Origin of the sequence: Allopusillimonas ginsengisoli (genome assembly GCF_004153455.1) — a bacterium.
GTDB classification, from domain to species: Bacteria; Pseudomonadota; Gammaproteobacteria; order Burkholderiales; family Burkholderiaceae_B; genus Allopusillimonas; species Allopusillimonas ginsengisoli.
The window spans coordinates 808,952-823,651 of sequence record NZ_SDQE01000001.1 but is presented as its reverse complement, the minus strand read 5'-3'; the positions used below and the strand labels follow the sequence as shown (position 1 = coordinate 823,651).

Sequence of the window (14,700 nt, the reverse complement as noted above, 5' to 3'; positions counted from 1 at the left end):
CATGGCTGATGCTTCCTCACCTGTTTTTCTCGCGCCGGGCAACTGGCTGGGCATGCTGGGCGGTGGTCAACTGGGTCGTATGTTTTGTCATTCGGCACAAAGCATGGGCTACAAAGTTGCCGTGCTCGACCCCGACGAGCACAGCCCCGCTGGCGCCGTTGCGGAACGGCATATTTGCGCTGCGTACGAAGATGCAGATGGGCTGGCGCAATTGTCGGCGGGTTGCGGCGCGATAAGTACCGAATTCGAAAACGTGCCGGCCCGCAGCCTGGAAGCATTGGCGCGCAGCGCAGTGGTCAGTCCAGGCGCCCACGCCGTTGCCATTGTTCAGGACCGCATCAATGAAAAAGCCTTCATACAGAAGGCAGGCGTGCCGGTGGCGCCACATGCCGCCATTCGTTCCGAAGCCGACGTCCAAGCCACGCCAGACACATTGTTTCCGGGCATTCTGAAGGTGGCGCGCCTGGGCTACGATGGCAAGGGTCAGGCCCGTGTAAAGAGCCGGGATGAGGCGCTGGCGGCCTTCCGGCAGTTCGACTGCGCAGATTGTATGCTGGAAGCCATGTTGCCGCTGGATTATGAATTGTCGGTTGTGATGGCGCGTGGTCAGGATGGCAGTACGGCGCTGTACCCGTCGGCACGTAATGAGCATCGCGATGGCATTCTTGCTGTGTCGACGGTCGACGCCTCGCGGGCAGCGGCCGACAGCATTGAAACCCAGGCGGCAAGCGCTGCCGTGGCGATTTCTCGCTCGCTCGATTATGTCGGGGTCATGTGTGTCGAGTTCTTTGTGCTGAAAGACGGCCGGCTCGTTGCCAACGAGATCGCGCCACGCCCGCATAACAGTGGGCACTACACCATGGATGCATGCGCCTGCAGCCAGTTTGAGCAGCAAGTGCGCGCGATGGCGGGCTTGCCCTTGGGTGACACCCGCTGCCTGGTATCAGCGGTCATGCTCAATATTCTTGGCGATGTCTGGTTTGATGCCGTCACGGGTAGGCAGCGCGAGCCCGATTGGCGCACCGTCTTGTCGGTGTCCGGTGCAAGGTTGCATCTATATGGCAAGGCAGAGGCCCGTCGCGGCCGCAAGATGGGGCATGTGAATATCGTCGGAACCACCCTGGCTCAGGCGCAAGAAGGCGCCGCACAGGTGGCGCGCGCACTGGGCATGGATTACCACGTTTGATGTAACTTCCCGGCAGGCTGGCGCGGCTCCTTGCGCAGGCCTGTCTAACCCGAGCAATTGAACATGACCGGCACTGCTTTCGATATGGCCCGCGTGTTGGCCGAGGGCGCGCAGCGTCTGGCCGACGGCAGGTTGGTGGCTTTCCCTACCGAAACCGTCTATGGCTTGGGGGCGGACGCCGAGAACCCCACTGCTGTCGCGGCTATTTACGCGGCCAAAGGGCGGCCATCGAATCATCCCGTCATTGTGCATGTTGCGCCGGAAGCCGATTTATCGTACTGGGCGGCATCGGTGCCGCCAGAGGCGCGAGCCTTGATCCAGGCTTTCTGGCCCGGCCCCTTGACGCTGATTTTGCCGCGTGCCGCCCATATTCCCGCGGCAGTGAGCGGCGGGCAACGCAGCGTGGGTTTGCGCTGCCCCTCGCATCCTGTTGCGCAGGCCTTGTTGCGCGAGTTCGCGCGGCTCAAGCCTTCGGGCCAGGGGGGCGTAGCGGCGCCGTCTGCCAATAAATTTGGTCAGGTTTCGCCCACACACGCGCGACATGTGCGTGAAGAGTTCGCTGAACTGGGCGAAGATGAGCTGCTGGTGCTGGAGGGCGGGCCGTCGCAAGTAGGCATCGAGTCGACCATTATCGATGTGTCGCGGCTGGCGCAGGGCGTAGGCCCTGTTCTGTTGCGGCCTGGACATATCACCGCCATGCAGCTGGCGGAAGTGCTCGGCATGGCGTTGGGGCGCCCGGACGCGACCGCGCCGAGGGTATCGGGCTCGTTGAAGGCCCATTATGCGCCCCGCACGCCTTTGTCGATCCTGACACGTGCGGAGCTCGCAAGCCTGGCCAAAGGTCGGACTGGCCAGGCGAGTGAAGTCGCCAGCCAGGAGGACGCCCATTCATCAAAAGGCAAGCCCCTGAACGACAGTGCCGCCGGGCGTCGCGCCGTGGCGCTTGTTTTTGAGCCCCTCCCTGAACTGAAGGCCAGGCCAGTGCACGAGGGCGAAGCAAGCACAGCCAGCGCGCAGCATCTGGACTGGCGTATTTGCTCGTCCGATCCAAACATCTATGCGCGCGACTTGTACGCATTGCTGCGCGAACTCGATGGACTGGGTTATACGCATATCTACCTCGAAGCACCGCCACGGAACGAAGCCTGGCGTGCCGTCAACGACCGGATAGGGCGAGCCGCGGCCGCGTTTGCCTGAACGTGGCCAGTTGGGCGGCCCAATATATGGCCATTGGCGGAAACACCGCCTGGGCGGGCCGAGGGGAGATCAGCCACGCGAGCCGGAAGACGGCGGCAAGGCGTGCACTGCCCATGGCGCGGGATTACGGCAAGCTATTGACGAAATCGTGCAGTGCCGTGATTGTTGCCGTGGGTTGATCGCGTTGAGGTGAATGCCCGCACGTCTGGATAACATTCAACCGGGTCTGTGGCGCCAGGCGCTGGATGCCTTCGATCTGTGCCAGCGTGCCGTACTCATCGTTGTCACCTTGCATGGCCAGTATCGGACAGCGTATCTGCTCAACGTCGTTCTCGATATTCCAAGCGCGAAATGCGGGACTCAACCAAGTATCGTTCCATGCATGGAAAACGCTGTCGACATCGCGGTGATAGCGGCCCAGTCTTTGCCTGAGGTCGGACGCGCGATAGGCGTCCCGGGCCCGCGCGATGCTTGCGAGCGTGATGTCTTGGACAAAAATGTGAGGCGCAGCCACCGCGATGGCCCGCACGCGCTCAGGATACCTGGCGGCGAACAGCAGGGCGATGGATCCCCCATCGCTATGGCCAAAGAGGATGGGTTTTTCGTTCTGCAGGCCAGCCGCTTCGAGCAGGGCAGGCAAGTCTTCCTGGGCTTCTTCGTGTAGGTAGGCCGGGGTGCGCAGCTCGCCAGGCGCGCGCGGGGTGCTTTGCCCGTAGCCGTAACGCGAATACACGAGGCCGCGACAGTTCAGCGCTGTGCAAGCCTGCGAGGGCCAGTCTTTCCACATGGCGACACAGCCCAGCCCTTCGTGCAGAAAGATGATCAGCGGTCTATCCCTTTTCTCGGGCGAAATCCATTGGGTTTCGATGGCAATATCACGCCCTGCGCGCTTGAGTTCGACTTGCGAGGGCCGCGTGTGGGGAAAGACCTGATCCATGTTTTTCTGAGATTCCTCTCTAGCAATAATCGAGCGGCAGGACAGTGGTGTGCTTGATTTCTTCCATGGCAAAGCTGGAGCTTACATCGTACAGGGCGGCTGCGTTGATCAGCTTTTTGTAGATTTTGTCATAGCCTTCGATATCCGGCACCACGATCTTGAGCAGGTAGTCGATTTTGCCGCTCATGCGGTAGAACTCCACGACTTCCGGCAAATCGCACACATTGGTCGCAAATTTCTCCAGCCATTTTGGGTCGTGCTGATTTGTTTTGATAGCCACGAAGACGGTGATATTGACATTCAGTGCCTTTCGGTCGAGCAGACAGACCTGTTTCTTGATCGGGCCTTCGCGCGCCAGGCGCTGGATCCGTTTCCAGGTTGGCGTGGCGGAAAGGCTGATGCGGTCAGCCAGGTCATTGACGGATAAGGTGGCGTCTTGCTGCAGCAATTTCAGCAACTGCTTGTCTTTGGTATCCATGCCCATGAGGAGTCCTTCTTTCATCAATATACGGTGATAGATAATTTTATTCTACGAATAAAAATAACACATAAATAATATTCTATTTTCGGGTAAATGAGGCGTTGAATATGGAATTAAATTAACAGGCCTATTTTTTATAATTAAGGCTCTATGGTTGCTTAGGCGGTGAACAATAATGAATGCAGATTCCAGACAGTTTCCAGCTCGCTTGGCGTCGTTGGTCTATCAGATTTCCAGTGCCTGCGAAGGCGCCGCAGATGTATTGCCCGAAAAGGTCAAGGATATTCTGTGCGAATACGGAGATATCGATAATCTGCTCCTGCCTTATCAGCGCGAGGGCAGTGCGTCGAGTTATACCCGTCATCTTCTGCATGGCGACAGCAAAGGGCGTTTCACTATTGTCGCACTGGTCTGGTCGCCTGGCCAGAAAACACCCGTACATGCTCATTACACCTGGTGCGCCTATCGCGTTGCCGAGGGTAATCTGCAAGAGGAACGCTTCTCCTGGGATGCGGCCCAAAAACAGGTCGTCCTGAACGAAACGGTCGCCCGTACCTGTGGTGATACTGGCTATGGTCATGCCGGCATGGAGCAGGTGCACCGTCTGGCCAATGTAGGGACAGCGCCCGCGATATCCATACACGTGTATGGTGTCGATGCGGAGCGGATTTCGACACACGTAAACCGGCTGGCGCAGGCAGCCTGACACCAGACGCCTGCGCTCAGCTAGACCTGCGAAGCTTCGCGAGCGTGTTCAATGCTTTACACTGCTGGTTTCATTAATCCAGATGCATTGAATACGCCATGAAATATAACGAGCTCCAGGTAGGGGTCGTCATCAAGCACCCGCCAATCGTGGTCAACGAAGACGAGATGGTTGAATTTGCCAAGCGTTACGATCCGCAGTGGTTCCATGTGGACAAGGATCAGGCGGAAGAAGGACGCTGGGGCGGCTTGATTGCCAGCGGCTGGTTCACGTGTGGCATTGCCATGCGCATGGTCGTGGAAACCATTTTGCACGATTCAGAATCCTTTGGCTCCCCAGGGCTGGAGAAGTTGCGCTGGCTGCGCCCGGTACGCCCCGGCGACGCGCTGCGGCTGGAGGCCAGCGTGACGTCCAAGCGCGTATCGTCTACGCGCAGCGATCTGGGCGTGGTTCGTTGGTCCTGGCGCTTGTTCAATCAGCACGACGAAGAAGTGCTGGACATGGATGTGACCAATATGTTCAAGCTGGATCCCTCCACCGCCCTGTAGACGTCAGCGGCCGGACTGGTGTCGTACAGGCCCGGCGCGGCTGTGCCAGGCGCAGGATGACTTGCGCGGCGCGCATTATCCAAAAAACCAATAGCAAACAGCAATCGAGGCCAGCACGCCGGCCAGGTCTGCGAGCACGGCGCAGCCTACCGCGTGGCGGGCGCGCTGTATGCCGACCGCCCCAAAGTACACGGCCAACACATAGAAGGTAGTTTCGGTGCTGCCCTGTACGGTAGCGGCCAGCAGCGCAGGGAAGCTGTCCACCCCAAAGTGCTGCATGGTTTCGATCAGCATGGCCCGTGCTGCGCTGCCGGAAAACGGTTTGACCAAGGCGGTGGGCAGCGCTTCCACAAATCGCGTGTCCCAGCCCAGCCCGTGCACTGCCCAGCGCACGCCGTCCAGGATGATGTCCAGCGCGCCCGAGCCGCGCAGCACCCCAATTGCGCAGAGCATGGCCACCAGATAGGGCAGCAGGTCTTTCGCAATATTGAAGCCTTCTTTGGCCCCCTCGATAAAACACTCGTAAACCGGCACCTTCTTGCGCGCGCCCGCGATCAGGAACAACATGATGATGCCGAACATCGTGAGATTGCCCAGCAGCGACGATGTGGCCGCGATGGCGGCGCTGCTCAGCGTTGCGAGCACGGCCATGAAGCCGCCCATGATGAGTATCAGGCCGCCCAGCCAGGCCAGCACGACGGGATCGTGCAATCGCAATCGCTGCATCACGGCAACAGACAGCAATCCTACGAGCGATGATGCAGTGGTGGCCAGCAATATGGGCAGAAACACCATGGTGGGATCCGCCGCGCCCTGCTGGGCGCGATACATGAAGATGGTGACGGGCAGCAGCGTGAGTGACGAAGAGTTCAGCACCAGGAAGAGAATTTGCGCATTGGTCGCTGATTTCGGGTCGGTATTGAGTGTTTGCAGCTCGCGCATGGCACGCAGGCCGATGGGCGTGGCGGCATTGTCCAGCCCTAGCCCGTTCGCGGCGAAGTTGAGCGTGATCAGCCCCAGCGCGGGGTGACCGCGCGGCACGCCCGGCATCAGACGGCTGAACAGTGGCGACAGCAGCCTGCCGAGCTTGTCCACCAGGCCTGCGGTTTCAGCGATCTTGAGAAAACCCAGCCACAGGGTGAGGGTGCCGAACAGCAATATCATGACTTCGACAGACAACTTGGCCATGTCGAACAGGCTGAGCACGATGCGCGAGAACACTTCAGGGTCGTGCAGCACGACCCATTGATAGAGTCCCGACAGGGAAGCCACGACAAAAAAGGCGAGCCAGAGCGTATTAAGCATAAGTGCTGTGAAATGAGATTTCCGAATGCGCAGGCCATGATTGTCGCAGACAAAACCGTCCGCACACTAATTGCTGTGTGCCAGGCGATACGGGAAAAGGCCGCGCGCCCTGCGGGGCAACGGCGACGGGCAATCGCCACGCCAAGGCCTTTCAGGGGATAATGAGTTTGTCGATACGTTTTGTACAAGAGGGCATATCATGGACTGGAGAGCCTTGCGGCGCCGCTGGCTGACCGAACCTTTGTACCGCATGGGCCGCAAGGCCATGCCCCGATTGTCGTCCACGGAGCAGGAAGCGATCGATGCGGGCGACGTCTGGTGGGATGCGCAGTTGTTTTCGGGCTCGCCCGATTGGCGCGCCATGCTGGATCTGCCGCCTGCGCAGCTTACTCAAGACGAGCAGGCGTTTCTGGACGGGCCTGTCGCCGAGGTTTGCCACAAGCTGGACGACTGGCGCATCAGCTGGAAAGACGCCGATCTGTCCCCGGAGGTCTGGGCGTTCCTGAAGCAGCATGGCTTCTTTGGCATGATTATTCCCAAAGAATACGGCGGACTGGGGTTTTCTCCCTATGCGCATTCGGAAGTGGTGCGCCAGCTCTCGGTGCGTTCGGTGACGGCGGCCGTGACGGTGATGGTGCCAAACTCGCTTGGTCCCGGAGAGCTTCTGCTGCAGTTTGGTACGCCCGAGCAGCGCAACTATTGGCTGCCACGGCTGGCAAAGGGCGAAGAAATCCCATGCTTTGGGCTCACCAGCCCGGACGCGGGGTCGGACGCCGCTGCCATGGTGGACACGGGCGTCGTGTGTCGTCAGGAGGTCGACGGGATCGAAACCCTGGGCATACGCCTGAACTGGCGCAAACGTTACATCACCCTGGCCCCCATCGCCACCGTACTCGGTCTGGCGTTCAAGCTGTCCGATCCGGACAATCTGCTGGGGCCTGACAACGAACCTGGCATTTCAGTGGCGCTGGTCCCCACGCATCTGCCGGGTGTTATCACAGGGCGTCGGCACTTGCCCGCTTTGCAGGTATTCCAGAATGGGCCGACCGAGGGCCATGATGTGTTTGTGCCTATTGATGCCTTGATCGGCGGGCCGGAGCAGGCAGGCAAGGGATGGCAGATGCTGATGAGTGCGCTGGCGGCGGGGCGTGGCATTTCGCTGCCGTCGCTGTCGGCCGCGGCCTGCACATTTACCGCGCATACCGCGGGTGCCTATGCGCGTGTGCGCTCGCAGTTTGGCATTCCTATCGGTAAGTTCGAGGGGATTCAGGAGAAGCTTGGCCATCTGGCTGCCAATGCCTATCTGGTAGAAGCCGCCAGGCGTTTTACCTGCGCAGGGCTGGCCACCGATATCAAGCCGGCGGTCGTTTCAGCGATCATGAAGCTTCATGCGACTGAACGCATGCGCCAGTCTGTGAACGACGCGATGGACATCCACGCTGGCAAGGCTGTCATGGATGGGCCGCGCAATTATCTGGGGAATCTGTACCGTGCATTGCCGGTGGCGATTACGGTGGAGGGCGCCAATATCCTCACGCGCAATCTGATTGTTTTCGGCCAGGGCGCGATTCGCGCCCATCCCTATCTGATGCAGGAGATTCAGGCGATCAGCAATGCGGATCAGGCTCAGGGCGAGGATGATTTCGATGCGGTGATCTGGAAGCATCTGGCGCACAGTACGTGCAATGCCTTGCGCGCAACGGGCAGAGCGTGGACGATGGGGATCTTTGCGCGCGTGCCTTCTGGCGCTGGGGCGGTGGCGCCTTACTATCGGGGCATGGCACGCTGGACAGCGTCGTTTTCGCTGGTCTCGGAACTTGCATTGCTGACGCTGGGCGGCTCGCTCAAGCGCAAGGAAATGCTGTCTGCGCGGCTTGGAGACGTATTGGCCGAACTCTTCCTGCTGTCGGCCGTGTTAAAGCGCTGGCACGACGAAGGCCGCCATGATGCGGATCTTCCGCTGGTGCGGCAGTGTGCGCTGCAGGGGTTTGCAACGATAGATCGCCGCCTGGACGAGGTATTGGCGAATCTTCCGTCTCGCGGGGTGTCCTGGCTATTGCGGGTGTTGTTGTTGCCGCCTTGGTCGCGTGGGCGCCGGCCGTCCGACAGGGTGACGGCAGCGTGCGCGGAGATACTTTTAACGCCGTCCATCGCGCGGGATCGCCTGGTTGGGGCGGTCTGGGAAGGGCACGATAGCGCCAGTGTTGAGCAGCTTGAGCGGGCGTTCGAGCTGGTGGTGGATGCGCAGCCGGTGCTGGACCGGATCCAGCAGGCAGGGCTGGAGGACTGGCGGGTTGCCCATGAGCACGGTGCCATTACAGACGAGCAGGCTGAAGTGCTGAAGGCGGCAGAAGAGGCTGTGGCGGCAGTGATCGAGGTGGATGATTTTGCGGGTAACGAATTGATGCGGGCCTAGTGCAAAACCCGACACCCCCTCTGCATTCTTGAGCCGTGGCGCCCTGCACGATATGCCCCGCCTGGATTGCGCAAGCGCCACCGCTCCGGGTGGGACGCTTGCGCCGATGCCGTTGGCCCGGGCAAGACGCCAGGCAAAAACGGCCCAGCGCCCGCGAGCCAGAATCGCTCAGTCCGTACGGCCCTTGTGCTGAATCAATTCGATCTTGTAGCCATCCGGGTCTTCGACGAATGCGATGACGGTCGTGCCGTGTTTCATCGGGCCCGCCTCGCGCACCACATTGCCACCTTTTTCCTTGATGCGTGTACAGGCGGCATAAGCATCATCGACTTCCAGTGCGATATGGCCATAGCCGTTGCCTAAGTCGTAGCTGGTCGTGTCCCAGTTATGGGTAAGCTCGATCACCGCGCCATCCTCTTCGTCCTGATAGCCGACAAAGGCCAGTGTGAACTTGCCGTCGGGATAATCCTTGCGGCGCAACAGGCGCATGCCCAGAACATCTGTGTAGAACGCAAGCGAGCGATCAAGATCGCCGACGCGCAGCATGGTGTGTAGTAAACGCATGAAATTCTCCTTGTTGATGAGTCCTGCGCGCAGGCCTATTCGTGGGCGTGGCTTGCGACAGGGATTCAGATGAGCGGCAACGACCTGGGGTCATGCTGTTTGAGTACATCGCGCGCCCGTTCAAAGCCCGGAAGAATGCGGCCCACCTCTTGCCAGAACGCGCGGCTGTGGTTCATGTGGCGCAGATGGGCGATTTCGTGGGCGATCACATAGTCGATGACCGCATGGTCAAAGTGTATCAGTCGCCAGTTGAGCATGATGTTGCCATCGCTGCTGCATGATCCCCAGCGGGTCGCGGCCGAGGACAGCCGCCAGCGGCGTATGGTCAACTGTTGCTCATCCAGGAAGTGTTGCAGCCGCCGGCCGAACCATGCCGAGGCTTGTTGTTGCAGCCATGCATGGGCGCTGTCGCGTACGCGGGCCTGGTCGGCGTCGCGTGGCAAGGCAAGCACGAGGCGATCGCCCGGTTGCGGCGCAAAGGCGTCGCCCCTGAACGCAGGCGTGTTGCAGGTGTCGTCCAGCGCCAGCCTGATGCGTGCGCCCAGATAGGGCAGGGTGCCGCCATCCCGCCACTGCACATCGGCGGTGGCCAGTTGCGCCTGGCGGGCCTGCCGTACGCGCAGTTTATTCAGTATCCACTGGGATTTTTCGATGACGGCCTCATCGATCTGTGCCAGCGTGACCCAATTAGGGGCGGTGATCGTCAGGCCGCCGTCGTCGATGGTCAGGCCTATGCTTTTGCGGCGTGAGCGGCGCAGGACAAAACCGATTGTTTGTGCCGAAGTCGTGACTTCGCGCCAGCGCGCATTGAGCGGCAGCGTGGCGGGCCTGGGCGTAGGGACGGCGGTGCCGTGACGGCTGGGCGCGAGAGGCGGGCGTTTGGGAGAGCGAAGCAGGTCGGGCTGTTTCGGCGGCGTTGAGCCGGCCAGTGGCTGCCTGTCTGCCGGCGTGTCGGGAGCAGCCGGCATCAGGCCCTCAAACAGATTCAGTTGTTCACTTGAGCCCATAACGCTCGGGGTTGAGCACCCGCATCTCGCCTTCGATCCAGGCTTTGACTTTTTCGTTGACTTCGTCAGGGGTCAGGCCTGTGGGGTCGATCAGCGGACCGATGGACAGCGTGATCAAGCCGGGTTTCTTGATGAATGCTTTGCGCGGCCAGCGTTCGCCCGCGTTGTGGGCGACCGGGATAATGGGTGTGTTCGTGCGCGACGCCAACAAGGCGCCGCCCATTTTGTACCGGCCGGTTTTGCCTGGCGCGATGCGTGTGCCTTCGGGGAAAAGAATGGGCCAGCGTCCTTCGTCTATGCGCTTCTGGCCGGTTCGGATGACTTGCTCGAACGCATCACGCCCTTTTGAGCGGTTGATGGGGATCATATCCAGCAACGCCAGGCCCCAGCCGAAAAACGGCACGTAATGCAGTTCGCGCTTGTAGACAAAGCACAGTTCGCGTGGCATATAGGCAGGGAAAAACAGGGTTTCCCACGCCGACTGATGCTTGGACAGCACAATGCCTGGGCCGTCCGGAAGATTGTCCCAGCCCTTGACCTGCCATCGTATGCCCAGGAACACCTTGGCGCCCCACACGGCCATGCGTGGCCAGCCCACGGTGAGCCGGTAGCGCCAAGGGCGGGGCAATGGCGCCCAGAGAATGCAGGCGAAGGCGTAGGGGATGACTGTGACAATCAAAAAGAGTTGGTACAGTGCGGCGCGCAACACGCTGATCATGCGGGGCTGTCCTCCAGCCAGGCGTCAACCACTGCCGCCAGGTCATCACATACGCGGGTGCCTGAGGGCAGTTCGCCGTTGTCCAGCGTTTTGCGTCCGTTTCCGGTAAGCACCAGCCACGGACGGCAGCCGGCTTTTTTTGCAGCCTGGAGGTCGCGCAGAGAATCGCCAACCGAGGGCACCTGAGACAGGTCGAGGTCGTAGCGGCGACCGATGTCCAGAAACAGGCCAGCGTTAGGCTTGCGGCAACTGCATCCGTCGTCGGGCCCGTGCGGGCAGACGAAGATGGCGTCTATGCTGCCGCCGGCCTGGGCGACCTCGCGCCGCATCTTGGCATGGATGGCGTTCAGGATATCCATGCTGAACAGGCCGCGCGCGATGCCCGATTGGTTGCTGGCGATGACAACACGCCAGCCCGCATGGGAGAGGCGGGCGATGGCGTCCAGGCTGCCTGGCAGGGCGATCCACTCGTCAGGGTGCTTGATGAAGGCTTTGCTGTCCTGATTGATCACACCGTCGCGGTCGAGGATGGCGAGCTTCATCGCGCCAGCCCGGAAATGTCGGCGACCTGGTTCATCAGGCCGTGCAATTGGGCCAGCAATGCCAGACGGTTGGCGCGCACGGCGGGATCTTCGGCCATGACCATGACATCGTTGAAAAAGGCATCCACCGCATCGCGGGCTTGCGCCATGGTGGTCAGGCTCTCGGCGAATTTGCCCTGCTCAAACTGCGCGCGGGCCTGAGGGCCGAGCTTGCCGATCACGGCCGCCAGGGCTTGCTCCGCGGGCTCTTGCAGTCGTGCCGGGTCAAGTTCGCCGGACGTGGCGTCGGCTTTCTTGAGCAGGTTGGATATCCGCTTGTTGGCGGCGGCCAGGCTTTCGGCTTCGGGGAGCTGGGCAAACTGCGCGCAGGCCTGGATACGGGCCTGCACCTGATGCAGCGGGGGCGACAGCGCCAGCACGGCATCGACGACATTGCGATCGGCGTCTTGGGCAAGCTGGTTGCGATAGCGTTCGTAGATGAAGGCTGCGATTTCCGCGCAGGTATTGTCCTTCACAATGCCGGGCTTGAAGGTGGTGGCGCTGAAGGCCAGCAGGGCGGGCAGGTCGAGAACGCTGCTGTCGCTGATCTTCAGGCGGTCGCCGGCCAGCAACTGCTCGTAGGCGCTGATCAGGCCCAGCGCGGCTCGGCGCAGGCCAAAGGGGTCGCGCTCGCCGGTGGGCGCCAGCCCTATTCCCCAGATGCCGACAAGCGTCTCGGCCCGTTCCGCAATAAACAGAATGGCGCTGACCAGCGTCTCCGGTGTGATGGCTTCATCCAGGCGGATGCGGTACTGGTCGCGTATGGCGCGAACGACCTCGGGAGGTTCGTCGTCAGCCGCTGCATAGTAGGAGCCTATGACGCCCTGGAGCTCCGGGAATTCACCCACCATGAGGCTGACCAGATCGCCCTTGGCCAGTAAGGCCGCGCGGGCGGCAAAGATGGGGCTGACGCCGAGCTGCTCTGCCACATAGCGCGTAATGCGGCGCAGGCGTTCGACCCGGTCCAGCTGCGAGCCCAGCTTGTTGTGGTAGACCGTGGTTGCCAGTGCGGTGATGCGATCCGCCAGGGATATCTTGAGATCTGTCTCAAAGAAGAACTGCGCGTCGGCCAGTCGGGGCCGCACGACACGCTCGTTGCCCTGGATGATGTTCAAAGGATCATCCGTCTGCATATTGCTGACGATCAGAAAGCGGTGTGTAAGCTTGCCGCCTTGTTTCTCGAACAGCGGGAAGTACTTCTGGTTCAACCGCATGGTGAGAATCAGGCATTCCTGAGGCACTTTGAGAAACTGCTTGTCGAACTGGCCCACGTAGACGGTGGGATGCTCCACCAGCGCGGTGACCTCGTCCAGCAGGGCGTTGACTTCGGTGTCGTCGCCCAGCGAGGCGTCGAGCTCGGCGGCCTTGGCTGCCAGCTGTTTGCTGATCTGCGCGCGTCGAACGTCGTAAGAGGCCACCACCATGCCTTTTTCCGCCAGTTGGTTCTCATAGTTCATGGCATGGTCCAGGACGATATCGCCGTCGGACATGAAGCGGTGGCCCAGCGTGCTGCGGCCGGCCGCAAGGCCCAGGGCGCTGACATTGACAACGCTATCGCCCCACAGCACCGTCAGCCGGTGCGCCGGACGCACGAACTTGACGCTGGTGACGCCGTCGGCCAGCTGATAGCGCATGACCTTGGGAATAGGCAGATGGTTCAGGGCGAAGTCCAGGGCTTCTTGCAGGCCTTCGGCCAGGCTTTTGCCATGGGCCACGCCGCGGGCGAGCAGGTAGTCCTGCTTGCCGTCGGACTCGCGCAGCAGATCGCCGACGGCCAGGTGTTGCAGGCCTTTGGCAGCCAGTTTCTTGGCCAGTGCGGGCGTGATATTGCCGGATTCGGTCAGGCCAATCTTGGCAGGCATGAGCTTTTCGGTATAGGGCAGGTCTGGCGCGCGTTCCAGGACGGCGTCCAGCCGCACGGCCAGGCGGCGCGGCGTGGCGAAGTCTGTGACGCTATGGCCTTCGGCCAGCAGGTGATGCTGCGCCAGCACTTTTTCGATGCCTTGTGCAAAGGCCAGACCGAGCTTCTTGAGCGCCTTGGGCGGCAGTTCCTCGGTAAAGAGTTCGACCAGCAGGGGTTGGGTATTGGCGGCGCTCATAATGCTGCCTCCGCTGTGGACTGGACCAGCATGGGGAATCCTAGTTTTTCGCGTGAATCGTAATAGGCCTGCGCGACGGCGCGCGACAGGTTGCGGATGCGGCCGATATAGGCAGCTCGTTCGGTGACGCTGATCGCGCCCCGGGCATCCAGCATATTGAAGGTGTGAGCCGCCTTGAGCGTGGCCTCGTAGGCGGGCAGTGCCAGCGGCACCTCGATCAGGCGCTGCGCTTCGGCTTCGTAGTCATTGAAGTGGGCGAACAGCATGGTGGTGGAGGCATGCTCGAAATTGTATGTGGACTGTTCCACCTCGTTCTGGTGGAACACGTCGCGATACAGCACCTGGCGGCCATCGGGCGATGCTGTCCAGACCAGGTCGTACACGCTTTCGACGTCCTGCAAATACATGGCCAGGCGCTCCAGCCCGTAGGTGATCTCGCCGGTGGTCGGTGAGCAGTCCAGCCCCCCCACCTGCTGGAAATACGTGAACTGGGTGACTTCCATGCCGTTGAGCCAGACTTCCCAGCCCAGGCCCCAGGCGCCCAGCGTGGGGTTTTCCCAGTCGTCTTCCACGAAGCGGATGTCGTGGGCCTTGGGGTCAATGCCGAGAGCTTCGAGCGAACCGATGTAAAGGTCGAGGATTTCCGGGGGGGCGGGCTTGAGCACCACCTGGTACTGGTAATAGTGCTGCAAACGGTTCGGGTTGTTGCCGTAGCGGCCGTCTTTCGGCCGGCGGGAGGGCTGCACATAGGCGGCGCGCCAGGGTTCGGGCCCGATGGAGCGCAGGAAGGTCGCGGTGTGCGAAGTGCCAGCACCCACTTCCATGTCATACGGTTGCAGCAGTGCGCAGCCTTGGCGATCCCAGTATTGCTGAAGCGTTAAAATGATTTGTTGAAAAGTGAGCATGAGCGATTAGCCAGTAAGCGAGATGCCGCAAAAGTTCTCAATTTTAACTG

Annotated in this window: 14 protein-coding genes; 5 read left to right on the top strand and 9 right to left on the bottom strand. The window is 61.0% G+C overall.

What is annotated here, in order from left to right; translation table 11 throughout:
* Position 1 precedes the first annotated feature (1 nt).
* Both ERE07_RS04030 and ERE07_RS04025 read left to right on the top strand, forming a co-directional pair.
* Positions 2-1,186 carry a 5-(carboxyamino)imidazole ribonucleotide synthase gene (locus tag ERE07_RS04030; protein WP_130007495.1) on the top strand — a complete coding sequence of 395 codons (1,185 nt, stop codon included), beginning with the start codon at positions 2-4 and terminating at the stop codon, positions 1,184-1,186.
* A gap of 63 nt (positions 1,187-1,249) precedes the next feature.
* Positions 1,250-2,383, top strand: a complete 1,134-nt coding sequence (locus tag ERE07_RS04025; protein WP_130007494.1) for an L-threonylcarbamoyladenylate synthase — start codon at positions 1,250-1,252, stop codon at positions 2,381-2,383.
* 124 nt (positions 2,384-2,507) lie between these two features.
* On the opposite strand, the gene ERE07_RS04020 is transcribed toward ERE07_RS04025, so the two are convergent.
* On the bottom strand, positions 2,508-3,320 hold the full coding sequence (locus ERE07_RS04020) for an alpha/beta fold hydrolase (protein ID WP_130007493.1): 813 nt from the start codon (positions 3,318-3,320) through the stop codon (positions 2,508-2,510).
* Positions 3,321-3,339: 19 nt separating this feature from the next.
* On the bottom strand, positions 3,340-3,798 hold the full coding sequence (locus ERE07_RS04015) for an Lrp/AsnC family transcriptional regulator (protein WP_130007492.1): 459 nt from the start codon (positions 3,796-3,798) through the stop codon (positions 3,340-3,342).
* A 178-nt stretch (positions 3,799-3,976) separates the two neighbouring features.
* On the opposite strand from ERE07_RS04015, the gene ERE07_RS04010 reads away from it, so the two are divergent.
* Both ERE07_RS04010 and ERE07_RS04005 read left to right on the top strand, forming a co-directional pair.
* Positions 3,977-4,507 (top strand): cysteine dioxygenase family protein, encoded by a 531-nt coding sequence (locus ERE07_RS04010; RefSeq protein WP_130007491.1) that lies wholly within the window; start codon positions 3,977-3,979, stop codon positions 4,505-4,507.
* A 98-nt stretch (positions 4,508-4,605) separates the two neighbouring features.
* Positions 4,606-5,055 (top strand): MaoC family dehydratase, encoded by a 450-nt coding sequence (locus ERE07_RS04005; RefSeq protein ID WP_130007490.1) that lies wholly within the window; start codon positions 4,606-4,608, stop codon positions 5,053-5,055.
* A 75-nt stretch (positions 5,056-5,130) separates the two neighbouring features.
* On the opposite strand, the gene ERE07_RS04000 is transcribed toward ERE07_RS04005, so the two are convergent.
* On the bottom strand, positions 5,131-6,360 hold the full coding sequence (locus ERE07_RS04000) for a nucleoside recognition domain-containing protein (RefSeq protein ID WP_130007489.1): 1,230 nt from the start codon (positions 6,358-6,360) through the stop codon (positions 5,131-5,133).
* 199 nt (positions 6,361-6,559) lie between these two features.
* Between ERE07_RS04000 and ERE07_RS03995 the strand changes: the two genes are divergently transcribed.
* Positions 6,560-8,776, top strand: a complete 2,217-nt coding sequence (locus ERE07_RS03995; protein WP_130007488.1) for an acyl-CoA dehydrogenase — start codon at positions 6,560-6,562, stop codon at positions 8,774-8,776.
* 168 nt (positions 8,777-8,944) lie between these two features.
* On the opposite strand, the gene gloA is transcribed toward ERE07_RS03995, so the two are convergent.
* The 6 genes from gloA to glyQ all read right to left on the bottom strand — a co-directional run bounded on the left by gloA (position 8,945) and on the right by glyQ (position 14,650).
* Positions 8,945-9,340 (bottom strand): lactoylglutathione lyase, encoded by a 396-nt coding sequence (gene gloA, locus ERE07_RS03990; RefSeq protein WP_130007487.1) that lies wholly within the window; start codon positions 9,338-9,340, stop codon positions 8,945-8,947.
* Positions 9,341-9,405: 65 nt separating this feature from the next.
* Positions 9,406-10,347 (bottom strand): M48 family metallopeptidase, encoded by a 942-nt coding sequence (locus ERE07_RS03985; protein ID WP_245153389.1) that lies wholly within the window; start codon positions 10,345-10,347, stop codon positions 9,406-9,408.
* On the bottom strand, positions 10,334-11,065 hold the full coding sequence (locus ERE07_RS03980) for a lysophospholipid acyltransferase family protein (protein WP_425330947.1): 732 nt from the start codon (positions 11,063-11,065) through the stop codon (positions 10,334-10,336). The genes ERE07_RS03985 and ERE07_RS03980 overlap by 14 nt, the downstream gene beginning before the upstream one ends.
* A complete protein-coding gene (gene gmhB / locus ERE07_RS03975) occupies positions 11,062-11,607 on the bottom strand; it encodes a D-glycero-beta-D-manno-heptose 1,7-bisphosphate 7-phosphatase (protein ID WP_130007486.1) in 546 nt (181 codons plus the stop codon). Before gmhB ends, ERE07_RS03980 begins: the two co-directional genes overlap by 4 nt.
* On the bottom strand, positions 11,604-13,745 hold the full coding sequence (gene glyS, locus ERE07_RS03970) for a glycine--tRNA ligase subunit beta (RefSeq protein ID WP_130007485.1): 2,142 nt from the start codon (positions 13,743-13,745) through the stop codon (positions 11,604-11,606). The genes gmhB and glyS overlap by 4 nt, the downstream gene beginning before the upstream one ends.
* Positions 13,742-14,650 (bottom strand): glycine--tRNA ligase subunit alpha, encoded by a 909-nt coding sequence (glyQ, locus tag ERE07_RS03965; protein WP_130007484.1) that lies wholly within the window; start codon positions 14,648-14,650, stop codon positions 13,742-13,744. The genes glyS and glyQ overlap by 4 nt, the downstream gene beginning before the upstream one ends.
* Positions 14,651-14,700 lie beyond the last annotated feature (50 nt).